The sequence below is a fragment of the Streptomyces sp. CNP082 genome, from assembly GCF_059570535.1.
On the sequence record NZ_JCANSZ010000009.1, the window covers coordinates 89,869 to 111,865 of the forward strand.

Below are 21,997 nucleotides of genomic sequence, written 5' to 3' on the forward strand. Positions count from 1 at the left end.
AAACGGCCGCCCTATGGAGAAGTTCCGACTGCTGCTGGTTGAACCGTAGTTGGCGACCGCACCGACAACAAGCTGAAACCGGTCCGCAACCCTCCACAGCCGGCCGGCGGGCCCGTTCAGACTCCCGCAGGCACCGCTCCGGGCGGCCGGTCGCGCTGCGTACGGCGACCGCCGCGGCGCTCCCTGCGGGCGCGGCGGGCCGCGCTGCTGGGCCGGGACTCCACCCCGTTCCGCTGCTTCCACACCTGCCGCGTCACCCATACGTCCAGCACGCCCCAGGTCGCGACCACGGTGCTCACGACCGTGCTCAGCAGCAGCGGGAAGGCGGGCCACGCCCCGGAGACGGTGAACAGCAGGGCCGCCATCGCCTGCGTCAGCGTCACGGCCACGATGATCACGGCGCGTACGGCCGCCGTCCGCACCGGGTCCGGAAGCCTCGGCGTGCCGACGGGCTCCTCGACCCAGAGCGGCGATTCGGGGCGCCGCAGCTCTTCCTCCGCAGCCATCTCTTCCCTCTCCCGCTCGACTGCCGGGTGCCCAGGGTGAATGCCCCGCGCGGGGGGTGACGAAAGCCTGGGGTACCCATGTTCACACGTTCCGATGTGTCAACGTTCGAAGGGGGCTACGAGTTGCCGGCGCGACGGTAGTAGGCTGCGCCGACTGGGGAAGGGACGCGGGCATGGTTGTGCAGGGTGGGAACAGACAGCAGCCGCCGGGGAGCCGGTTGAACTGGCTGCTCGACGATCTGGTGGGACGGCTGACGAGCGTGCGGATGGCGCTGGTGCTGTCGTCCGACGGGCTGCCGATGAGCGTGTCCGAGGATGTGAGCAGGGAGGACTCCGAGCATCTGGCGGCGGTCGCCTCGGGCATCCACGGCCTGGCCAAGGGCGTGGGCACCCACTTCGAGGCGGGTTCCGTACGGCAGACGCTCGTGGAGCTGGACGACGCCTTCCTCTTCGTCACCGCGGCGGGCGACGGCAGTTGCCTCGCGGTGATGGCGGCGTCGGACGCCGACATCGGGCAGATCGCGTACGAGATGACGCTGCTGGTCAAGCGGGTCGGTGAGCACCTGGCGGCGGCGCCGCGGGGCAGCCGGTCCTGAACGGCGGACGGCCGCCCGCGGCGCCGCGGCGTCAGCCGGCTGTCTCTTCCCGGTCATCCCGGTCAGCCTGGTCGTCCTGCCAGCCGAAGCTGCGCTCGACGGCCTTGCGCCAGTTGCGGTATTCGCGGTCCCGTGTGCCCTCGTCCATCCGCGGCGTCCACTCGGTGTCCCGCTTCCAGTGGGACCTCAGCTCGTCCTGGTCCTGCCACACGCCCGTGGCCAGGCCCGCGGCGTAGGCCGCGCCCAGGCAGGTGGTCTCGGAGATCACCGGGCGCAGCACCGGCACGCCGAGGACGTCCGCCTGGTGCTGCATCAGCAGATTGTTGGCGGTCATCCCCCCGTCCACCTTCAGGTCCGTCAGCCGTACCCCCGAGTCCTGGTACATCGCGTCGACGACTTCGCGCGTCTGCCAGCTCGTCGCCTCCAGCACGGCGCGCGCCAGGTGCGCCTTGGTGACGTACCGGGTCAGGCCGGTGATGACGCCGCGCGCGTCGCCGCGCCAGTAAGGGGCGAACAGCCCGGAGAACGCCGGGACGATGTACGCGCCGCCGTTGTCCGCCACACTCGCCGCCAGTGTCTCGATCTCCTCGGCGGCGGAGATGATGCCGAGCTGGTCGCGGAACCACTGCACCAGGGCCCCGGTGATGGCGATGGAGCCCTCCAGGCAGTAGACGGGCGCCTCCCCGCCGATCTGGTAGCCCATGGTGGTCAGCAGCCCGCTCTTCGACGGCACCGGCCGGGTACCGGTGTTGAGCAGCAGGAAGCTGCCCGTGCCGTACGTGTTCTTGGCCTCGCCGACGCCGAAGCAGGTCTGCCCGAAGACCGCCGCCTGCTGGTCGCCGAGGGCGGAGGCGACGGGGATGCCGGTGAGGCTGCCGGAGGTGGCGTGGCCGTAGACCTCGGCGGAGGAGCGGATCTCCGGCAGGATCGCGGCCGGGACGTTCATGGCCTCAAGGAGCGAGGGGTCCCACTGGTGGGTCTCGATGTTCATGAGCATGGTGCGGGAGGCGTTGGTGACGTCGGTGACGTGTACGCCGCCGTCCACCCCGCCGGTGAGGTTGTAGATCAGCCAGGAGTCGACGGTGCCGAAGGCGATCTCGCCGTTCTCCGCGCGGCGGCGCAGGCCCGGCACGTTGTCCAGCAGCCACGCGGCCTTGGGGCCGGAGAAGTAGCTGGCGAGCGGCAGCCCGGTGCGGTCGCGGAAGCGGTCCTGGCCGTCCGCGCCGCCGAGTTCGGTGCACAGGGCGGCGGTGCGGGTGTCCTGCCAGACGATGGCGTTGTGCACCGGCTTGCCGGTGGCCCGGTCCCACAGCACGGTCGTCTCGCGCTGGTTGGTGATGCCGACGGCGCTCAGCTCGTCGGCCCGCAGCCCCGCCGCGATAAGCGCCCCGGCGACCACTGCCTGGGTCTTCGCCCAGATCTCGGCGGCGTCGTGCTCCACCCAGCCGGGCCGGGGGAAGATCTGGCGGTGCTCGCGCTGGTCGACGGCGACGATGGCGCCGTTCTGGTCGAAGACGATGCAGCGGCTTGATGTGGTGCCCTGGTCGATGGCGGCGACGTACTTGTCCGTCATGACGTCCCCTTGCGGCTAGAAGGCGAGTTTGTAGATCAGCGCGCTCAGGACACCGCCGATCAGCGGCCCGGCCACCGGTATCCACGCGTAGTTCCACTCGCTGGTGCCCTTGTTGGGGATGGGCAGCAGGGCGTGGGCGATACGGGGCCCCAGGTCGCGGGCCGGGTTGATGGCGTAGCCGGTGGGACCACCGAGCGAGAGGCCGATGCCGGCGACGAGCAGCGCGACGACGAGCACCTGGGTGCCGGACTCGGCCAGCCCCTTGGTGAGGCCGAAGGCGAGGATCGGCAGCACGAGGCCGATGGTGGCGATGATCTCGGTGACGAGGTTCTGCCAGGGGTGGTAGATCTCCGGGCGGGTGGAGAAGATGCCGAGGGTCTCGACGGCCGTCTCGCGGTTCGCGTTCCGGGCGAACTGGCCGTAGTAGACGAGCCAGGCGAGCACGGCGCCGATGAGCGCGCCGAGCATCTGCGAGGCGATGTACAGCGGGACCTTCCCCCAGTGCTCGTTGCTCTCGACGGCGACGCCGAGGGTCACGGCCGGGTTGATGTGCCCGCCGGACAGCGGCGCCGCGGTGTACGCGCCGGCCAGCACGGCGAAGCCCCAGCCGAACGCGATGACGACCCAGCCGGATGCCTTGGCCTTCGATTTCTCCAGGGTGACGGCGGCGCAGACGCCCGCGCCGAACAGGATGAGAATGGCGGTGCCGATCACTTCACCGGCGAAGATGTCCCCATTGGGATAGTCCACTGCGGCTCCTCGAGCTCAATCACCGGGAACGCCGTCCCGGCAGAGACGAAGGGTGCGTTCTTCTCTGGCTGTTGCCATGACGTAGAGCGCCGGCGGGGGAGGGGGTCCACGCCCCGACCGGCGTCGCTGCGAGCGCGCGTCAGCGTGGCGTATCGCCGGTGGGAGACAGGGCGGCGAGGGCCGTCGTGCGGCGATGCCCGACTGACATCCGGCAGTGTTCACCTGGGCTGATGGGCCGTCAAGACAATTGACACGACGGCCTCATGTGTATGTCACGCACCCCTGGTCCGGGGCGTGGCCGGCGCGTGTCAGGCCGGGCGGACGGGCTTCGCGCCCTCGCTCAGCAGACGGGCGATGCCGGCGGCGGGGAGGGCGCCGGACAGCGGCTTCCAGAAGCCGTCGTCCGGGTCGGCGGCCACCTCGATGCGCTCGCCGTCGAGCCAGGAGGCGTCGAAACCCAGCCGCCAGGAGTGCAGATGAGTGCGCAGCCCCGCCGCGGCGGCGGCCTTGTCGAAGAGGGGATCGCCCAGAATCGGGTGGCCGATCCAGGCGAGGTGGACGCGGATCTGATGGCGCCGTCCGGTGACCGGCCGGGCGATGAGCACCGAATGGCCGCCGTCGCTCCAGATCGTCCGGAAGCGGGTGGTCGACGGGTAGCGCTTCACGTCGAGGAGATCGTCCTCCGCGACCGACCAGCGGCCCGCTGCCGCATCGGCCCGGATCGCCTCGCGCGCCGCGGCGATACGCACCGTGTTCTTGCGGCCGACGCTGAGCGGCAACTCGATCGTGCCCTGCTCGGGCAGTCCGGTGGTCCCGGTGATCACCAGATATGCCTTGTCGACCGTCTGCTTGTTGAACTGCCGGGTCAGCCCGCCGTGTGTGGCCACGTCCTTGGCGAAGAGAACGACACCGGAGGTGACCTTGTCGACGCGATGAGCCGGGAAAAGCCGTTCACCCGCCTCTGCGGCCAGCTCCACGAGATCGGTGCCGTGCCGCTCGCCCATCACGGAGATACCGGCCGGCTTGTCCAGCACGAGGACCGACTCGTCCTCCAGGAGCACCGAAGTGGCGCGGATCTCCCGCCAGCGGTCCACCGTCATCTGCGTGTCTCTCATCGAATCCAGGCGGGCGGATCAGCCTTCGGGGTACTGCTTGCAGTACTCGTACAGCGCCATCGCCGTCGCGGTCGCGACATTGTAGCTGTGGGGCATACCCCAGACGGGGATCTCGACGCAGTCGTCGACGAACTTCAGCTCCTCCTCGGTGAGGCCGAGCCGCTCGTTTCCGACCGCAAGGGCCGTTTTCCGGGGGAAGGAAAAGCTGTGCAGATTGTGGGAGTTGGTCGTCTGCTCCAGGCCGACGACCCGGTACCCGGCGGAGCGGAGGTCCCTGAGCACCGGCGGAAGCGTGCGGCGGACCTCGATCGTGACGTGGTCCGTGCTGTCCCGGGCGACGTCGGGGTCGACTTTCGCGTTACCGCACGCGATCACCCGCGTGATTCCACAGCACCCCGCGGTGCGGACAATGCTCGACAGATTGGCCCGGGTGCGAAGAGGGGCGCAGGCCACGACGATTTCGCGTTCCCTGGTGAGCGTGGCCGGCGGCCGGTGCCGAACGTGGTCGAACATGATCGGCCCAGTCTACAAGGACCGGTCCCGGGCACTCCGCCGGCCGCGCTCCGCTAGCGTCCGCCTCCGGACAGTGAGCTGCGGTGGACCGGGAAGTCGAAGTACGTGTCCGGGAAGGGCTCGTCCGCGAGCCCGTAGTGCCACCACTCGTTCTCGTAGTTGACGAAGCCCGCCGCCTCCAGGCCCTCCTTGAGACGCAGCCGGTTGGCGCGCTGTTCGCCCGTGACCCGGTCGTCCAGGGTGTGGCTGAGGGTGTCGAAGCAGTCGTAGCCGGTGGCCATGTCGATCGAGTTGTCGGGGAAGCGCTCCTGCTGCGGGGCGGCGCAGTCGACGAGCGGCTCGCCCGGCTCGTACGGGCGGGTGTTCCCGGCCGGCAGCCCGACCAGGGTGAGGTCGACGACGCTGCCGCGGCTGTGGCCGGAGCGGGCGGCGATGTAGCCGTCCTCGAAGAGCCGGGACTTGTCGACGCGCGGGTAGAACTCGTCCTTCATCCGCTGGTCGTCCAGGTCCTCGGCCCACGTGACGAACTGGTCCACGGCGCGCTGCGGGCGGTAGCAGTCGTAGACCTTCAGGGAGTAGCCGTCCCGGAGGAACGCCCGCTGCGCCTCCTTCAGCGCTTGGGCGGCGTCCTCGGTGAGGATGCACATCGGCTTGCGGTAGCCGTCGATGGGGTCGCCGGTGAAGTTGTGCGGGGTGACGTAGCGGATGTCGTGCAGGATCGTCGGGTCCACGTCGGAGAGCGCGACGAACTCCTCCGGAGCCTTCGGTTCCGGCTCCGCGGTGGCCGGGGGTGCGGCGGTGGCCGTGACGGCGAGGGCGGCGGCGGAGGCGAGGACGGCGAGCCGGGCCAGGGGGCGCACGAGGGCGGCGTTCTTTGGCATGGCCCTTTCACTATCGTGCCCGCGGGCGCGTGGGAAGGGGGAGGGGACGGCACAGGGCCGTTCGGGCGTACGGAACGGCAGGCCGGCGCGGTCCGCCCGGGGGGCTACTCGCCCCGTACCCGCACCGGAAGATCGGGCTCCGCGCCGTCCTCGCGCCGCACCGTCGTTCGGCCCTTCCACCGCGTCACGTACCGGTCAAGACGCGGTGCGTCCCAGCCGTCACCGTCGTCCCGTACCACCACGCCGCCGCCCGTGACGCCGGGCGGCGGCGCCCAGACCTCCAGCTCCGTCCCGCCGTCCGCTCCCGCCACCGGCAGCACCGCGCCCGCTCGGGCCAGCACCGGCAGCCGGGCCAGCGGCGCGTCCAGCTCCACGGTGCCCGGGCCCTGCAGGGCGCGGCCCGTCGCCGTGTCGTACCACCGCCCCGCGGGCAGCCGCACCGCCCGCCGCCGCACCCCCGCGCCCAGCACCGGCGCCACCAGCAGCGCGTCACCGAGCAGAAAGGCGTCCCCCGTCTCGCGCAGCGCCCGGTCCGCCGGGTCGTACCACCACAGAGGACGGATGAAAGGCGCGCCGGTGCGCTCCGCGAGCCGGGCGAGCGTCGCGAGATACGGGCGCAGGCGCTCCCGCGCGCGCAGCGCCGCGCCGGCGTGCGCCAGCACCTCGGGCCCGAACTCCCATGGCTCGCGCCGCCCGGCGTCGAAGGCGCAGTGGGTGCGGAACAGCGGCAGGTACGAGCTGAGCTGGAGCCAGCGCAGATACAGCTCCGGCTCCGGCCGGCCGCTGAACCCGCCGACGTCCGGGCCGGAGTACGGCACGCCGCACAGGCCGAGGCCGACGACGAGTGCCAGCGACGCGGACAGGCCGGGCCAGCCGGTGGCCACGTCGCCGGACCAGGTGCCGCCGTAGCGCTGCAGGCCCGCCCAGCCGGAGCGGGAGAACAGGAACGGGCGGCGGTCGGGCTGCAGGCTTGTCAGCGCCCCGTAGGCGGCGCGGGCCATGAGCAGGGCGTAGACGTTGTGCGCCTCGCGGTGGTCGCCGCCGCGGCCCTCCAGGGCGTGCCGGGCGGAGCGGGGCAGGGTCTTCTCGCCGAAGGCGGCGAAGGACGCGGGCTCGTTCATGTCGTGCCAGAAGCCGGTGAAGCCCTGCTCCAGCCGCTCGGCGTAGAGCCCGCCCCACCACTTGCGCGCCCGCGGGTCGGTGAAGTCGGGGAAGACCACGTCGCCCGGCCAGACCACGCCGCGTACGGGCCGGCCGCGCGCGTCCCGTACGAACGCGTCGGCGGCCACGCCGGCGTCGTACACCGGATAGCCCGGCTCGGCCTTCACGCCCGGGTCGACGACCGAGACCATGCGCACGCCGTCGGCGGCCAGCTCGCGGGCCAGCCGGGGCAGGTCGGGGAAGAGGTGCGGGTCGGCGGTGAAGACGCGGTGGCCGTCGTAGTGGTCGATGTCCAGGTGCACCGCCGCCAGCGGCAGGCCGCGCTCGCGGTACCCCCGCACCACGCGGCGCACGCCCTCGGCGCCGCCGAAGTCCCAGCGGGCGTGCTGGTAGCCCAGCGCCCAGCCCGGCGGGACCGCGGGGGCGCCGGTCAGCGCCGTCCAGCTCTGCAGGACGCGGGCCGGGGTGCCGGCCATCACCCAGTAGCGCAGCGGGCCGCCGGCCATACGTATCTCGATGCGGCCGGTCCGGTCGTGGCCGGAGCCGGCGCCCTCCTCGCCGCGGTACAGCTCGACGCTGCCGTCCCAGGAGTTGTCGTGGAAGAGCAGATGGCAGCCGGCGTCGGAGACGACGAACTGCACGGGCATGGTCAGCGACAGCGGGTCGTCGCCCTGGGTGAAGGCACCGCCGGGGTCGGTGTTCCACAGGCGGTAGCGGCCGTCGGGCAGGGCGGGGCCCGCGGAGCGCCCGCCGAGGCCGAAGAACCGGGCGTCCGGGGCGACGTCCGCGCGCTGCACCCAGCGCCGTACGCCGCCGTCTCCGCCGTCCCGGGAGTCGTCAGGGCCGCCGGGCGACTCCCACCAGCGCGGCGGCTGCTCCCGGCGCAGCACCACGCCGGCCGGCGTACGCACCTCCACCGCCCCGCGCCGCGACACCGCCACCGTGATCCGCTCCGACACCACCCGCCAGCCGCCGCCCGCCGCGTCCGGTTCGAGCTCCACGCGCGCGTCTGTCTCCGGCCCGCGGGCGAGCGCGTACGACGGCTCCGGCTCCGCGCCGTCCCAGCCGCAGAACACCGCTCCCGTCGTCGTCACCCGCAGTTGCAGCGCCGAGCGGGCGAAGCGGATCACGCCCCCGCCGGGCGCCGGTTCGGCCGTGACCGCGGGCCCCGGCACCCGGGCCCGCTCCGCGCGGCGGCGGGGGAGCGCGGCGGCGTCGGCCCGCCGGCTCCGCACGGCGGCGCGCAGCGCGCGGGCACGCCGGGTGAGGGCGGAGGGATCCATGCTGATCAGCCTGCCACCGCGCACCGCGGCGAGCGAGAGAGTTCAACCGCTGTTCACCGGGAGTGCGGTCACGCGCCTCCCGCGCACGTCGTACGACGGCACGGAGCGGCCGTACTGGTGCCGCATTCGATCACGTGGCATCGTCTCACCGGAGCCCCGGCCACCCCCGCCGGGCGCTCCCCGAGCGCCGCAGCCGCCCCGCTCGACCGGCGGCGGCGCAGACCCTCATGCGGATGCCGTACCACGGGAGTCACGCCATGCCGAGCCAGCCGCCCACCGAACCGTCCGCGCCGCCCGCTGCGCCGTCTGAGCCGCCTGCGCCGTCCGCGGCCTCTGAGCCGCCCGCGGCGCTGTGGCGGCCCGGGCCGGAGCGCGTCGCGCAGGCACAGCTCACCCGCTTCCACCGCTGGGCCGCCGAGCACCACGGCGCGCCGGCGCCCGGGTCCGGCGGCCCGGAGGCGGACTACGCGGCGCTGCACCGCTGGTCGGTGGCGCCGGACGGCGGCCTGGAGCGGTTCTGGCGGGCGGCGGCCGAGTGGTTCGACGTCCGGTTCTCCCGCCCGTACGAGACGGTCCTCGCGGACGCCGCCATGCCGGGCGCCCGCTGGTTCCCCGGCGCCCGGCTCAACTACGCCGAGCACGCGCTGCGCCACGACGCCGGCGACGGGGGCGCCGAGCCGCAGCCCCGTGCCGCCGGTCCGGCGCTGCTGCACGTCGCCGAGGGCGCCGAGCCGCAGCCCGTGAGCCGGGCGGAGCTGCGCGCGCAGGTCGGCTCGCTCGCGGCGGAGCTGCGCCGGCTCGGCGTACGGCCCGGGGACCGCGTGGGCGCGTACCTGCCGAACATCCCGCAGGCCGTCGTCGCGCTGCTGGCGACCGCCGCCGTCGGCGCCGTGTGGACCTCCTGCTCCCCGGACTTCGGCGCCCGCAGCGTCCTGGACCGCTTCCGCCAGGTGGAGCCGGTGGTGCTCGTCACCGTCGACGGCTACCGCTACGGCGGCAAGGAACACGACCGCCGCGAGACCGTCGCGGAACTGCGCCGCGAACTGCCCAGCCTGCGCGCCGTCGTGCACGTCCCGCTGCTCGGCACCGCACCGCCCGACGGCGCCCTGGCGTGGGACGCGCTGGTGGCCACGGGGGCGGAACCGGTCTTCGAGCAGGTGCCGTTCGACCACCCGCTGTGGGTGCTGTACTCCTCCGGCACCACCGGCCTGCCCAAGGCGATCGTGCAGTCCCAGGGCGGCATCCTGCTGGAGCACCTGAAGCAGCTCGCGCTGCACTGCGACCTCGGCCCGCGCGACCGCTTCTTCTGGTACACCTCCACGGGCTGGATGATGTGGAACTTCCTCGTCTCCGGCCTCCTGGTGGGCGCCACCGTGATCACCTACGACGGCAGCCCCGGCTACCCGGACGTGGCGGGGCAGTGGCGGGTCGCGGAGCGTACGGGCGCGACGTTCTTCGGCACCTCCGCCGCGTACGTCATGGCCTGCCGCAAGGCGGACGCGCACCCGGGCCGCGACCTCGACCTGGCGCGGGTGCGGTGCGTGGCCACGACCGGCTCGCCGCTGCCGCCGGACGGATTCCGGTGGATCCACGACGAGTTCCACCGGGCGGGCGGCCCTTCGGGTCAGGCGGACATGTGGATCGCGTCGGTCAGCGGCGGCACGGACGTGTGCAGTTGCTTCGCCGGCGCGGTACCGACGCTGCCCGTGCACATCGGCGAGCTGCAGGCGGCGTGCCTGGCCACCGACCTGCAGGCGTGGGACCCGGCGGGCGGGGCGGTGACGGACGAGGTGGGCGAGCTGGTGGTGGCGCAGCCGATGCCGTCGATGCCCGTGCGGTTCTGGAACGACCCGGACGGCGAGCGCTACCGGGACAGCTACTTCTCGACGTACCCCGGCGTGTGGCGCCACGGCGACTGGATCACGCTCACCTCCCGCGGCTCCGTCGTCATCCACGGGCGCTCCGACTCGACGCTGAACCGGCAGGGCGTGCGGATGGGGTCGGCGGACATCTACGAGGTGGTGGAGCGGCTGCCGGAGGTGCGGGAGTCGCTGGTGATCGGCGTGGAGCAGCCGGACGGCGGGTACTGGATGCCGCTCTTCGTCCAACTGGCCGCCGGTGCCCGGCTGGACGACGGCCTGCGGAACCGGATCCGCGACGCGCTCCGCGGGCAACTGTCGCCGCGGCACGTGCCGGACGAGGTGATCGAGGTCGAGGGCGTGCCGCACACGCTGACCGGCAAGCGGCTGGAGGTGCCGGTCAAGCGGATGCTGCAGGGCACACCGCTGGAGAAGGCGGTCAACCCGGGGTCGGTGGACCGGGTGGAGCTGCTGAGGTTCTACGAGCGGCTGGCCCGCGAGCGGAGCTGACCCCGGGGATTGTCAGACCCCTCGATTACGGTGCGTAGTGATTGGTTGCGTTCCGTAGAGGGGGAGTCATGGCGCGTACGAGGACGGACGCCCGGCTGCTGCGCCGGGAGATGCCGGGCACCGTGGGGCTGTTGGCGGATGCCGCGGATTTCGCGGCGATGAGGCGGTACGGGAGCTTTCCCTTCGACGACCACGCCGCGTATCTGCGGCAGGTGGAGGGCGTGCTGCGGGCCCGGGCGGCGCAGGGGGCGTACACGGCGGTGGCGCTCTTCGACCCGCCGGGCTTCGCGCACTTCTGCGCGGAACGGGGCCTGGAGCCGGACAGCCCGGCGAGCCGCTGCCGGTACGTGGCGGAGGCCGCCGCCCGCGGCCCCGCCGTGCCGTACGGGGGGCAGCCGATGGACCGGCTGGTGCCCCGACTGCTCGACGAGGCGGCCCGCAGCCGCTCCCGCGAGCGCGCGGCGACGCTGCTGGCGGCGGCGGGGCGCTGCGAGGACTGCGGCGAGCACCGCGCGGACGCGGCGCTGGCCCGCGCGGGCGTGCTGGTCGACCGGCTGACACAGGCCCTGGGCCCGGAACCGCAGCACGTGGTGAGCACGGTCCGCTCGGCGGGCTACCCCCTCGTCGCGGTGGCCCGCAGCGCGGTGCCGGAAGGAGCGGCGCCGCCGCGGCTGCGGCTCCCGGAGGCGGAGGCGCTGCGGCTGGTGCTGGCGGCGGGCATCGTCACGTCGGGGACGGGCGGGGTGGTGGCCCGTACGACCCGGGCGGACGGCAGCCAGCAGGTGCGCGGCTGGCGCCTGCGGGACGGCTGGCTGGAGCCGCTGACGGAGAAGGAGGTCAACGCGGCGTACTGCACGGACGCCAGAACGGGAGCCCCCCTTCCTCCGGAGCCCGGTGTCGCGTACCGCGCCGGCACCCCGCTGGCCCGCCCGGAGAAGGGCTGCCACCGATGACGGCGCGGAGGAGCCGGGGGCTGTCCGCGAGCCGTCGAGAGGCCCTGCGGGCCGGCAGCGCCGTGCCGCCGTGCCGCGCCGGCGGGCCCGGAGGGCCGCGCCGGCCGGTGGCGGCGTACGGGGTCCGGGGCGGCAGCCCCGGTTCCGGGAAGGGGCGGAGCCGGGGAACAGCCCTCGTCGCCCCACCCCCGCCCACCCGTGCCGTGCTGGCGGCTCACTCCGGCAGCCCTTCGGCGGACGGCTCGCCGGCCTGGCCGGCGGCGGCCCGCCTACTCGCCGGACAGGACCGTCCGCGCCGCCTCCCGCGCCTCCTCTGCCGTGTCCGCCGCCCGTGCCGCCGAAGCCGCGCGTTCGCACTGGGCCAGCGTCCGCTTCGCCAGCGCCGCCCGGACGTACGGGATCGCCGCAGCGCCCATCGACAGCGACGTGACCCCCAGCCCCGTCAGCACGCACGCCAGCAGCGGGTCCGACGCGGCCTCGCCGCACACGCCGCAGCTCTTGCCCTCCGCCTTGGCGCCCTCCGCCGCGAAGGACACCAGGTCCAGCAGCGCCGGCTGCCACGGATCCTGCAGCCGCGCCAGCGCGCCGGCCTCTCGGTCGGCCGCGAAGGCGTACTGCGCCAGGTCGTTCGTGCCCAGCGACAGGAACTCGACCTCCTGCAGGATCGCCCGCGAGCGCAGCGCCGCCGCCGGGATCTCCACCATGGCGCCGGCCTTCGCCCGCAGCCCCGCGTCGCGGCACGCCGCCGCGAAGGCCGCAGCGTCCTGGCGGTCCGCCACCATCGGCGCCATCACTTCGAGGTAGACCGGCAGTCCGGCCGCCGCCTGGGACAGCGCGGTGAGCTGCGTGCGCAGCACGTCGGGATGGGCCAGCAGCGAGCGCAGCCCGCGGACGCCCAGTGCCGGGTTCGGCTCGTCGGCCGGGGTGAGGAACTCCAGCGGCTTGTCCGCGCCCGCGTCCAGGACGCGTACGACGACCCGGCCCTCCGGAAACGCCTCCAGCACCTGGCGGTACGCCTTGAGCTGCGTCTCCTCCGACGGCGCCGTCCGGCTGTCGTCCAGGAACAGGAACTCCGTGCGGAACAGGCCCACGCCCTCCGCACCCGCGGCGACGGCCGCCGGCACGTCCGCCGGGCCGCCGACGTTCGCCAGCAGCGGCACCTTGTGGCCGTCGGAGGTCGCCCCGGGACCGGTGGCAGCCGCCAGCGCCGCCCTGCGCTCGGCCGCCACCTGCGCCATCTGCGCGCGCTTGCCGGGCCCGGGTTCGACGAACACCTCGCCGGTCGAGCCGTCGACGGCCACGACCGTCCCCTCGGCCAGCTCTCCGGCGCCCGGCAGCGCCACCACCGCGGGCACGCCGAGCGCGCGGGCGAGGATCGCGCTGTGGCTCGTCGGCCCGCCCTCCTCGGTGACGAAGCCGAGGACGAGCGAGGGGTCGAGAAGGGCGGTGTCGGCGGGCGCCAGGTCGCGGGCGATCAGCACGTACGGCTCATCGCTGTCCGGCACCCCCGGCATCGGCACGCCCAGCAGCCGGGCCACGATCCGGTTGCGCACGTCGTCCAGGTCGGCGACCCGGCCGGCCATGTACTCCCCGGCGCCGGCCAGCAGTTCGCGGTACGCCGCGAAGGCGTCGTACACGGCCCGCTCGGCGGAGGAGCCGACCGCGATCCGCCGCTCCACGTCCGCCGCCAGCTCCGGATCCTGCGCGATCATGGCCTGTGCTTCCAGCACGGCCTGCGCCTCGCCGCCGGCCAGGTTGCCGCGCGCCGTCAGGTCGGCGGCCACCGCCTCCACGGCCTTGCGCACCCGTTCCTGTTCGCGCGGCGCCTCCGCCGCGGGAATCTGCTTCGCCGGCGGTTCGAGCACCGCCGTGCCCATGTGCCGTGCCTCGCCGATCGCCACCCCGTGGCTCACGCCGACGCCTCGCAGGGTCGTCTCCATCCCCCCAGTGTTCCGCAAGTGCGCTCCGGCGTCCCGCCGCGGCCGCCGTACGCACCCCGGGCCGCGGCACCGGGGCCCGCCGGATGGCCGCTCCCGGCCCGTTGCTCCCGGGTCCGATGGCGCGGCCGGTGGGCGGGGGCGAGACTTGAGTCATGCCGGGGCCGCCAGAGACCAGCGGGGGGTCGGCGCCGACCGCGTCCGCCGAGGCCGTGCCGCTCCCGCAGGGCAACCGGTCGGAACTGGCCGTTCCGTGGCGCGTGAAGCCAGCCGGGGCGCGCCGCCGTCCCCCTCCGGGTCCACCCCCCGAGCGGGCCGCAGGACCGCCTGCCGCACCGCCCGGGGCGCCGGCCCACGCACCGGCCTGCGCGCGGGCCCGTTCCCGCCGGCGGGTAAGGTCGGAACGCATCGTCGGCGCGTCTGGCGGAACCGGCGGGAACGGACGGGGAGGCACGCGGGTGGAGGTCCAGGAGACGGCTGCATCGACGGACCGGATCTTCACCGTCCCCAACCTCCTCAGCATGTCCCGGCTCGTCCTGGTGCCCGTCTTCCTCTGGCTCATCCTGTGGCCCGAGTTCGGCGGCCCCAACGCCGACGGCTGGGCGCTGGTGATCCTCGCGTTCAGCGGCGTCAGCGACTATCTCGACGGCAAGCTCGCCCGGCGCTGGAACCAGGTCTCCAACCTGGGCCGCATCCTCGACCCGGCCGCCGACCGGCTCTACATCCTGGCCACGCTCGTCGGCCTGACCTGGCGGGAGATCCTGCCGCTGTGGCTGACCGTCCTGCTGCTGTCCCGCGACGCGATCGTCGGCGTGGCCGTCTGGCTGCTCGGCCGCCACGGCTATCCGCCGCCGCAGGTGAACTTCCTGGGCAAGTCCGCCACCTTCTGTCTGATGTACGCCTTCCCCTTGCTCCTGCTCAGTGACGCAAGTGGATGGGTGTCGTCACTCTCTGCTATTTTCGGATGGGCGTTCGCCGGCTGGGGTACAGCGCTGTACTGGTGGGCCGGCGGCCTCTACCTCATCCAGGTACGCCGTCTCATCCGAAGGGACGCCCACGCGGACACCACCCCCGACTAGGCGGCAGCCGGCATCGCCGTCTCACGCCCAAGGAGGACGCTTCCGATATGAAGGCCGTCGTGATGGCTGGGGGCGAAGGCACCCGCCTGCGCCCCATGACCGCGAGCATGCCCAAGCCCCTGCTGCCGGTGGTGAACCGGCCGATCATGGAGCACGTCCTGCGGCTGCTCAAACGCCACGGGCTCACGGAGACGGTGGTGACCGTCCAGTTCCTCGCCTCCCTGGTGCGTAACTACTTCGGGGACGGCGAGGAGCTCGGCATGGAGCTCACCTACGCCAACGAGGACCGTCCGCTGGGCACCGCGGGCAGCGTCAAGAACGCCGAGGAGGCACTGAAGGACGACTCGTTCCTCGTCATCTCCGGCGACGCACTCACCGACTTCGACCTCACCGACCTGATCGCGTTCCACCGCGAGAAGGGCGCGCTGGTCACCGTCTGCCTCACCCGGGTCCCCAACCCGCTGGAGTTCGGCATCACCATCGTCGACGAGGAGGGCAGGGTCGAGCGGTTCCTGGAGAAGCCCACCTGGGGGCAGGTCTTCTCCGACACGGTCAACACCGGCATCTACGTGATGGAGCCCGAGGTCTTCGACTACGTCGAGGCGGACACCTCCGTCGACTGGTCCGGTGATGTCTTCCCGCAGTTGATGAAGGACGGCAAGCCCATTTACGGCTACGTGGCCGAGGGCTACTGGGAGGACGTCGGCACCCACGAGAGCTACGTCAAGGCGCAGGCCGACGTGCTGGAGGGCAAGGTCGACCTCGATCTGGAGGGCTTCGAGATCTCCCCCGGCGTCTGGGTCGCCGAGGGCGCTGAGGTGCACCCCGAGGCCGTCCTGCGCGGCCCGCTCTACATCGGCGACTACGCCAAGGTCGAGCAGGGCGCCGAGGTCCGTGAGCACTCGGTGCTCGGCTCCAACGTCGTCGTCAAGCAAGGCGCGTTCCTGCACCGCGCCGTCATCCACGACAACGTCTACGTCGGCGGCCACAGCAACCTCCGCGGCTGCGTCATCGGCAAGAACACCGACGTCATGCGGGCCGCGCGGATCGAGGACGGCGCGGTCATCGGCGACGAGTGCCTGATCGGCGAAGAATCGATCATCCAGGGCAATGTGCGCGTCTACCCCTTCAAGACCATCGAGGCGGGCGCGTTCGTCAACACCTCCGTGATCTGGGAGTCGCGCGGTCAGGCCCATCTCTTCGGCGCCCGCGGCGTCTCCGGCATCCTCAACGTCGAGATCACCCCCGAGCTCGCCGTCCGGCTGGCGGGCGCGTACGCCACCACGCTGAAGAAGGGCTCCAGCGTCACCACCGCCCGCGACCACTCCCGCGGGGCCCGGGCGCTCAAGCGCGCGGTGATCTCCGCCCTGCAGGCCAGCGCCATCGACGTACGGGACCTGGAGAACGTGCCGCTGCCCGTGGCCCGGCAGCGCACCGCGCGCGGCAGCGCCGGCGGCATCATGATCCGCACCACCCCCGGCGTGCAGGACTCCGTCGACATCATGTTCCTCGACGAGCGCGGCGCCGACCTCTCCCAGGCCGCGCAGCGCAAGCTCGACCGCGTCTACGCCCGCCAGGAGTACCGCCGCGCGTTCCCCGGCGAGATCGGCGACCTGAGCTTCCCGGCCAGCGTCTTCGACTCGTACACCGGCTCGCTGCTGCGCGCCGTGGACACCGGGGGCATCGCCGAGGCCGGCCTGAAGGTCGTCGTGGACGCCTGCCACGGCAGTGCCGGCCTGGTGCTGCCGAGCCTCCTCGGCCGCCTCGGCGTGGACGCGCTGACCATCAACACCGGCCTGGACGAGTCCCGGCCGACGGAGACGCCGCAGTCGCGCCGCGCCGGCCTCGTGCGCCTCGGCGAGATCGTGTCCTCCGCGCGCGCCGCGTTCGGCGTGCGCTTCGACCCCGTCGGCGAACGCATCTCCCTGGTCGACGAGAAGGGCCGGATCGTCGAGGACGACCGGGCGCTGCTCGTCATGCTGGACCTGGTCGCGGCGGAGCGGCGCAGCGGGCGGGTGGCGATGCCGGTGACGACGACGCGCGTCGCCGAGCAGGTGGCCGCGTACCACGGCACACAGGTGGAGTGGACGACGACCTCGCCCGACGATCTGGCCCGGGTGGCGCGGATGGACGACGCCGTCTTCGGCGGCGACGGCCGCGGCGGCTTCATCGTCCCGGAGTTCTCCTCCGTCTTCGACGGCGCCGCCGCCTTCGCCCGGCTCACCGGCCTGGTCGCACGCACCCAGCTCACCCTCAGCCAGATCGACGCCCGCATCCCGCAGGCATACGTGCTGGGCCGGGACCTGGCCACTCCGTGGGCCGTCAAGGGCATGGTCATGCGCCGGGTGGTGGAGGCCGCGGGCACCCGCGAAGTCGACACCACCGACGGCGTCCGCGTCGTGGAGGCGGACGGCCGCTGGGTGCTGGTGCTCCCGGACCGCGCCGAGGCGGTCACGCACCTGTGGGCCGAGGGGCCCGACCAGGCGTCCGCCGAAGCCCTGCTCGACGAGTGGGCTGCGGTCGTCGACGGGGGCGGCGACGGCAGCGGCGACGGGAGCGGCGGCTGACGCGGGCACAGCGGAGCGACAGTTCACCCAACCCAGGGGTCGCGGCACCATAAGCCCTCCCGGCGTGCAACGATGTCCGGCATGCCGCAGCAGCCCCCCGAACGGAGCAGCGCACCGGCACGCCCCCGTCCGGACGCTTCCATGTCGCTGCTGACCCGGCTGATGGACCACAGCCTGGACGACGGGTACGCCGAGGCCGCCGCGCGCCACGGCGTACGCCCGCGCGGCGAGCGGCTTCCGCAGCGCCTGCGCGGGCGGGCCTGGCTGGCCGCCGGCCTGGTGCTGACCGCGCTGGTCCTCACCGTCGGCGCCGCCGAGGCGCGGATCGAGGCGCCCGACCTCGCCCGCGAGCGCGAGGAGCTGATCGAGCGGGTCGAGGACCGTACCGCCGCGGCGGACGACCTCGACCGCTCGGTCGAGCAACTGCACGGCGAGGTGGCCAACCGCCAGCGGGAGGTGCTGGAGGAGAGCGGGAGCGACCGGGCGGCCCTGCTCGCGCTGCTTGCCGGGGCCGCCGAGGCCCGCGGGCCCGGCGTACGTCTCGTGGTCGACGACGCCGCCGACGCGGGCACCGGCGCGACCGGCGGCCCGCGCAGCTCCACGAGCTTCGCCGACGACGGCCGGGTACGCGACCGCGACCTGCAGCGCATCGTCAACGGCCTCTGGCTCGCCGGCGCCGACGCCGTCTCCGTCAACGGCCGCCGGCTCACCGCCCTGTCCGCGATCCGGGCGGCCGGCGACGCCATCCTCGTCGACAACCGCCCGCTGGCGCCGCCGTACACGGTGCTGGCCATCGGCGACGGTGAACACCTGCTGGAGCGGTTCCGGGAGAACCCAGACGGCCATTACCTGGACGTGCTCCAGGACAACTACGGCATCAGGGCCGGGGTGTCCGTGCGGAACGACCTCCGGCTGCCGGCCGCCACCGGCCTGTCCCTCCGCTACGCAGAACCGAAGGAGAACCACCCCTCGTGATCGCCGTACTGGGCCTCGTCGCGGGCATCGTCATGGGCCTCGTGGTCCAGCCCGTGGTGCCGGCGGGCCTGGAGCCGTACCTGCCCATCGCCGTCGTCGCCGCGCTCGACGCGGTCTTCGGGGCGCTGCGGGCCATGCTCGACGGGATCTTCGACGACAAGGTCTTCGTGGTGTCGTTCCTGTCGAACGTCGTCGTGGCCGCGCTGATCGTCTTCCTCGGCGACAAGCTGGGCGTCGGCGCGCAGCTCTCCACCGGCGTCGTGGTCGTGCTGGGCATCCGGATCTTCTCCAACGCCGCCGCCATCCGGCGGCACGTCTTCCAGGCGTGACGCCCGTGTCCGACGAGACTCCTGTGAACCCTCCGCGCCCGGGCGACCCGCCCGCCGCGTACCCGCAGGACGCGCCCGGTGTGCCGCCTGCGCCGCCCGCACCGCCGAGCCCGCCGGCGACCCGGCACCAGCCGCCGCGCCACTCCCGGAAGCAGCCGCCGCAGCTGCAGCAGCCACCGCGCCAGCCGCCCCCGCAGCGGTCCGAGGCGCCGCGGCAGCTTCCGGCGCCGCAGCGTCCGCCCCTGCGGCAGCGGCCTTCCGCGCCGCCGCCCACGGCGCCCCGGCCGCCCGAGCCCGCGGCGCCCGAAGAACGCGCCGCACTCCCCGAGCCGCCCGCCCCGCCCGAGCCGTCGCTCGGCGCCGGCAGGCGCCGCCTGGTCGACGCCGTGTGGCCGCCCCGGGTGACCCGCTCCCAACTGATCGTCGCCCTGCTGCTGTTCGTGCTCGGCCTGGGCCTGGCCATCCAGGTCCGCTCCACGGGCGAGTCCAGCGCGCTGCGCGGCGCCCGGCAGGAGGATCTCGTACGGATCCTGGACGAGCTGGACGACCGCACCCAGCGGCTTGAAGACGAGCGCGAGCGGCTGGAGGACCAGAAGGCCGAGCTGGAGAACAGCTCCGACCAGGCCGAGGAGGCGCGCCGCCAGACGGAGGCCAAGGAGCGCCAGCTCGGCGTACTGGCCGGCACCGTCGCCGCCGAGGGGCCCGGCATCGAGATCACCGTCCGCGGCCCCGAGGGCGCGGTCGAGGCGGACATGCTGCTCGACACGATCCAGGAGCTGCGCGCCGCCGGCGCGGAGGCGATCCAGATCAACGGCGTGCGCGTGGTCGCGGGCACGCACTTCGCGGACATCGGCGAGAGCGACGTGGCGATCGACGGCCGACGGGTCTCCCAGCCGTACGTCTTCCGTGTGATCGGCCGCGCCGAGGATCTGGAGCCCGCGCTGAACATCCCCGGTGGGGTGGTTCAGACCATGGAGGAGGAGCAGGCTACGGTGTCCATCGAGCCCCGGGACACGGTCCTCGTGGACGCCTTGCGGCGGGAGAAGCGGCCTGACTACGCTCGGTCGTCGTCGTGACCTCAAGGTTACGGGGGGTCGAGGCATCGGCTGCGTTCACGTAGGGGAAACTGTCCGGGGGTTGTGGACGTTCAGTGAATGTCCGGTGCCGCTGATGCGCGTGTCGAGTGACCTGCTCGAACACGGGCCTGTCCGACGGTCAAGGGGAATCGCCCGTGAAGTTGTTCGCTAAGTTGTTCGGGAGGGGCTCGGCGGATCGGCCGGGTCGGCACCGCGCCGCGTCCCAGGGCGGCGAGGGCGGCGAGCGTGCGTTGTACCGTGATGAGGCGCCTCCGCCGCCCGGCGGCATTCCGGGTGGTCAGGGCGAGTCCTATGTTGACCCTGCCGCGTCGGGCCGCATAGGTTTCGGGGGACCGTCAACCTCAAGTGCGGGTGGAGGGTTCGCCCCCGGCTCGCATCCGCCCGACGCCGCTGCGGGCGCTCCGCAGCAGGAGGCACACTCCATGGACCTGCCGGTATGCAACAGGTGCGGGGCCCGCAACGCGCAGGCGAGCCGGTTCTGCTCCAACTGCGGCGCTCCGCTGCGGGCAGGTGTGGCCGAGCGTCCCTCGGAGACCACCACCACGATCTCCATCTCGGGCCTTGAGGCGTACGAGGCCGAGGTCGCCAGCGGCGGGCAGACGCTGCCGCCGCTGTCGCCCGAGGCGCAGGCGGCGGTCGACGCACTGCCGCCGGGCTCCGCGCTGCTCGTCGTCCGCCGCGGCCCCAACTCCGGATCCCGCTTCCTGCTGGACAGCGAGCTGACCACCGTCGGGCGCCACCCGCAGAGCGACATCTTCCTGGACGACGTCACGGTCTCCCGGCGGCACGTAGAGTTCCGCCGGGCCCCTGACGGCCGGTTCTCGGTCGCCGACGTCGGCAGCCTCAACGGCACGTACGTCAACCGCGAGCGGATCGACGAGATCGAGCTGACCAGCGGGGACGAGGTGCAGATCGGAAAGTTCCGGCTGGTCTTCTTCGCCAGCCGGCGCGCCGCCTGACGGCGGGAGCAGACGACCACGGGACGGAAGCGATGGGCGACACCCCGAGGGGCGGCACCGCCGCCCCGGAAGCGGACCGGCCGGACCGGCGCCGGGCACGCGACCGGCAGCTGAGCATCGGGGGCGTCCTCGCCGTGCTCCGCGAGGAGTTTCCCGAGGTCACCATCTCCAAGATCCGCTTTCTGGAGTCGGAGGGCCTGGTGGAGCCGCAGCGCTCCCCGGGCGGCTATCGCAAGTTCGGCGCCGGGGACGTCGAGCGGCTGGCCCGGATCCTGCGCATGCAGCGGGACCACTACCTGCCGCTGCGGGTCATCCGTGAGCAGTTGGACGCCGAGCCCGCGGCCGGCGCCGGCCCCGGGGTCCCGGCGGCCAGGGCCCCCCACGATCCCCGTATCGACCGTGCGACGCTTCTGCGCACCGCCGCCGTCGGCGAGGACGAACTGGCGTCCTGGGAGGAGTTCGGCCTCGTCGCCCCGGACGCCGACGGGCTCTACGACGCGGATGCCGCCGCCGTCGCCCGCCTCGTCGCCGAGCTCGGCAGCTACGGGGTCCAGGCACGTCACCTGCGCGGGCTGAAGGCCGCCGCCGACCGCGAGGCCGGCCTGGTCGAACAGGTCGTCGGCCCGCTGCGGCGGCACCGCAGCCCGCAGACGCGAGCCCACGCGGAAACCACCGCCGAACGGCTGATCGAGCTGTCCGCGCGGCTGCACACGACCCTCGTGCGGTCTTCTCTGCGGGTCGCCGGCGGCTGACCGGTCCCGTGCTCGACTACCCAAAACCGCCGGGGTCGGCCTAGGGTTGCTGTGTGAACGAGCTCGACGTTGTGGGTGTCCGGGTGGAAATGCCCTCGAACCAACCGATCGTTCTCCTGCGTGAAGTGGGCGGCGATCGGTACCTCCCCATCTGGATCGGTCCTGGGGAGGCGACGGCGATCGCCTTCGCGCAGCAGGGCATGACCCCCGCGCGCCCGCTGACCCATGACCTGTTCAAGAACGTGCTGGACGCGGTCGGCCAGGAGCTCGCCGAGGTCCGGATCACGGACCTGAGGGAAGGAGTGTTCTACGCCGAGCTGGTGTTCTCCGGCGGCGCCGAGGTGAGCGCCCGCCCCTCTGACGCCATCGCGCTCGCCCTGCGCACCGGCACGCCGATCTACGGCAGCGAAGGAGTGCTCAACGACGCGGGTATCTCGATCCCGGACGAGCAGGAGGACGAGGTGGAGAAGTTCCGCGAGTTCCTCGACCAGATCACGCCCGAGGACTTCGGTACGAACCCCCAGTGACCGCCGCCCGCGGCAGCCCGCCCGGGCCTACCGCAGGGGCGCCGCCGGCAAACCACCCGTAGGGTGATGAGCACC

General features: G+C 73.3%; 19 protein-coding genes. 11 read left to right on the forward strand and 8 right to left on the reverse strand.

The genetic code is table 11. From position 1 onward, the window contains the following. Positions 1-116: 116 nt before the first annotated feature. Positions 117-506, reverse strand: a complete 390-nt coding sequence (locus B124_RS10825; RefSeq protein ID WP_496502523.1) for a hypothetical protein — start codon at positions 504-506, stop codon at positions 117-119. Positions 507-679: 173 nt separating this feature from the next. Here B124_RS10825 and B124_RS10830 point away from each other — a divergent pair, with 173 nt between their 5' ends. Next, positions 680-1,102 carry a roadblock/LC7 domain-containing protein gene (locus B124_RS10830; protein WP_496502524.1) on the forward strand — a complete coding sequence of 141 codons (423 nt, stop codon included), beginning with the start codon at positions 680-682 and terminating at the stop codon, positions 1,100-1,102. Positions 1,103-1,133: 31 nt separating this feature from the next. Here B124_RS10830 and glpK read toward each other — a convergent pair whose 3' ends face one another. From glpK to B124_RS10860, 6 genes are all read right to left on the reverse strand, one after another. Next, positions 1,134-2,675: a glycerol kinase GlpK gene (gene glpK, locus B124_RS10835; RefSeq protein ID WP_496502525.1), complete on the reverse strand. Its 1,542-nt coding sequence runs from the start codon at positions 2,673-2,675 to the stop codon at positions 1,134-1,136. Positions 2,676-2,690: 15 nt separating this feature from the next. Next, entirely contained in the window at positions 2,691-3,425 is a 735-nt protein-coding gene (locus B124_RS10840; RefSeq protein WP_496502526.1) for an MIP/aquaporin family protein, read from the reverse strand. Positions 3,426-3,733: 308 nt separating this feature from the next. Beyond that, positions 3,734-4,540, reverse strand: coding sequence for an RluA family pseudouridine synthase (locus tag B124_RS10845; protein ID WP_496502527.1), 807 nt, complete (start codon positions 4,538-4,540; stop codon positions 3,734-3,736). A gap of 18 nt (positions 4,541-4,558) precedes the next feature. Next, complete coding sequence (locus B124_RS10850; protein ID WP_496502528.1) at positions 4,559-5,053, reverse strand: TrmH family RNA methyltransferase; 495 nt, start codon at positions 5,051-5,053, stop codon at positions 4,559-4,561. Between the two features lie 53 nt (positions 5,054-5,106). Further along, on the reverse strand, positions 5,107-5,934 hold the full coding sequence (locus B124_RS10855) for a M15 family metallopeptidase (protein ID WP_496502529.1): 828 nt from the start codon (positions 5,932-5,934) through the stop codon (positions 5,107-5,109). A 104-nt stretch (positions 5,935-6,038) separates the two neighbouring features. Beyond that, positions 6,039-8,378: a glycoside hydrolase family 31 protein gene (locus B124_RS10860; RefSeq protein ID WP_496502530.1), complete on the reverse strand. Its 2,340-nt coding sequence runs from the start codon at positions 8,376-8,378 to the stop codon at positions 6,039-6,041. 257 nt (positions 8,379-8,635) lie between these two features. On the opposite strand from B124_RS10860, the gene B124_RS10865 reads away from it, so the two are divergent. After that, positions 8,636-10,747, forward strand: coding sequence for an acetoacetate--CoA ligase (locus B124_RS10865; protein ID WP_496502531.1), 2,112 nt, complete (start codon positions 8,636-8,638; stop codon positions 10,745-10,747). Between the two features lie 68 nt (positions 10,748-10,815). Next, positions 10,816-11,700, forward strand: a complete 885-nt coding sequence (locus B124_RS10870; RefSeq protein ID WP_496502532.1) for a DUF8829 domain-containing protein — start codon at positions 10,816-10,818, stop codon at positions 11,698-11,700. Between the two features lie 269 nt (positions 11,701-11,969). On the opposite strand, the gene ptsP is transcribed toward B124_RS10870, so the two are convergent. Continuing rightward, complete coding sequence (gene ptsP, locus B124_RS10875) at positions 11,970-13,640, reverse strand: phosphoenolpyruvate--protein phosphotransferase (protein WP_496502533.1); 1,671 nt, start codon at positions 13,638-13,640, stop codon at positions 11,970-11,972. Positions 13,641-14,095: 455 nt separating this feature from the next. Between ptsP and clsA the strand changes: the two genes are divergently transcribed. The 8 genes from clsA to B124_RS10915 all read left to right on the forward strand — a co-directional run bounded on the left by clsA (position 14,096) and on the right by B124_RS10915 (position 21,922). Continuing rightward, positions 14,096-14,716 (forward strand): cardiolipin synthase ClsA, encoded by a 621-nt coding sequence (gene clsA / locus B124_RS10880; RefSeq protein WP_496502534.1) that lies wholly within the window; start codon positions 14,096-14,098, stop codon positions 14,714-14,716. A 47-nt stretch (positions 14,717-14,763) separates the two neighbouring features. Continuing rightward, positions 14,764-17,283 carry a sugar phosphate nucleotidyltransferase gene (locus tag B124_RS10885; RefSeq protein ID WP_496502535.1) on the forward strand — a complete coding sequence of 840 codons (2,520 nt, stop codon included), beginning with the start codon at positions 14,764-14,766 and terminating at the stop codon, positions 17,281-17,283. 81 nt (positions 17,284-17,364) lie between these two features. Next, entirely contained in the window at positions 17,365-18,258 is an 894-nt protein-coding gene (locus tag B124_RS10890) for a DUF881 domain-containing protein (RefSeq protein WP_496502536.1), read from the forward strand. Then, the gene (locus B124_RS10895; RefSeq protein WP_027744874.1) at positions 18,255-18,587 is read left to right on the forward strand and encodes a small basic family protein; all 333 of its coding nucleotides are present in this window, start codon (positions 18,255-18,257) and stop codon (positions 18,585-18,587) included. Before B124_RS10890 ends, B124_RS10895 begins: the two co-directional genes overlap by 4 nt. A 242-nt stretch (positions 18,588-18,829) precedes the next feature. Next, on the forward strand, positions 18,830-19,663 hold the full coding sequence (locus B124_RS10900) for a DUF881 domain-containing protein (protein WP_496502611.1): 834 nt from the start codon (positions 18,830-18,832) through the stop codon (positions 19,661-19,663). Positions 19,664-19,818: 155 nt separating this feature from the next. Beyond that, on the forward strand, positions 19,819-20,643 hold the full coding sequence (locus B124_RS10905; RefSeq protein ID WP_496502537.1) for a double zinc ribbon and FHA domain-containing protein: 825 nt from the start codon (positions 19,819-19,821) through the stop codon (positions 20,641-20,643). Between the two features lie 32 nt (positions 20,644-20,675). Then, positions 20,676-21,395, forward strand: a complete 720-nt coding sequence (gene ftsR, locus B124_RS10910; protein ID WP_496502538.1) for a transcriptional regulator FtsR — start codon at positions 20,676-20,678, stop codon at positions 21,393-21,395. Positions 21,396-21,448: 53 nt separating this feature from the next. After that, positions 21,449-21,922 (forward strand): bifunctional nuclease family protein, encoded by a 474-nt coding sequence (locus B124_RS10915; protein ID WP_407563429.1) that lies wholly within the window; start codon positions 21,449-21,451, stop codon positions 21,920-21,922. Positions 21,923-21,997: the final 75 nt, after the last annotated feature.

Bases quoted from the DNA above. Each gene is read 5' to 3' on its own strand.
- B124_RS10825 (WP_496502523.1), bottom strand. From the start codon at position 506: ATGGCTGCGGAGGAAGAGCTGCGGCGCCCCGAATCGCCGCTCTGGGTC.
- B124_RS10830 (WP_496502524.1), top strand. From the start codon at position 680: ATGGTTGTGCAGGGTGGGAACAGACAGCAGCCGCCGGGGAGCCGGTTG.
- glpK (WP_496502525.1), bottom strand. From the start codon at position 2,675: ATGACGGACAAGTACGTCGCCGCCATCGACCAGGGCACCACATCAAGC.
- B124_RS10845 (WP_496502527.1), bottom strand. From the start codon at position 4,540: ATGAGAGACACGCAGATGACGGTGGACCGCTGGCGGGAGATCCGCGCC.
- B124_RS10850 (WP_496502528.1), bottom strand. From the start codon at position 5,053: ATGTTCGACCACGTTCGGCACCGGCCGCCGGCCACGCTCACCAGGGAA.
- B124_RS10855 (WP_496502529.1), bottom strand. From the start codon at position 5,934: ATGCCAAAGAACGCCGCCCTCGTGCGCCCCCTGGCCCGGCTCGCCGTC.
- B124_RS10860 (WP_496502530.1), bottom strand. From the start codon at position 8,378: ATGGATCCCTCCGCCCTCACCCGGCGTGCCCGCGCGCTGCGCGCCGCC.
- B124_RS10865 (WP_496502531.1), top strand. From the start codon at position 8,636: ATGCCGAGCCAGCCGCCCACCGAACCGTCCGCGCCGCCCGCTGCGCCG.
- B124_RS10870 (WP_496502532.1), top strand. From the start codon at position 10,816: ATGGCGCGTACGAGGACGGACGCCCGGCTGCTGCGCCGGGAGATGCCG.
- ptsP (WP_496502533.1), bottom strand. From the start codon at position 13,640: ATGGAGACGACCCTGCGAGGCGTCGGCGTGAGCCACGGGGTGGCGATC.
- B124_RS10885 (WP_496502535.1), top strand. From the start codon at position 14,764: ATGAAGGCCGTCGTGATGGCTGGGGGCGAAGGCACCCGCCTGCGCCCC.
- B124_RS10890 (WP_496502536.1), top strand. From the start codon at position 17,365: ATGCCGCAGCAGCCCCCCGAACGGAGCAGCGCACCGGCACGCCCCCGT.
- ftsR (WP_496502538.1), top strand. From the start codon at position 20,676: ATGGGCGACACCCCGAGGGGCGGCACCGCCGCCCCGGAAGCGGACCGG.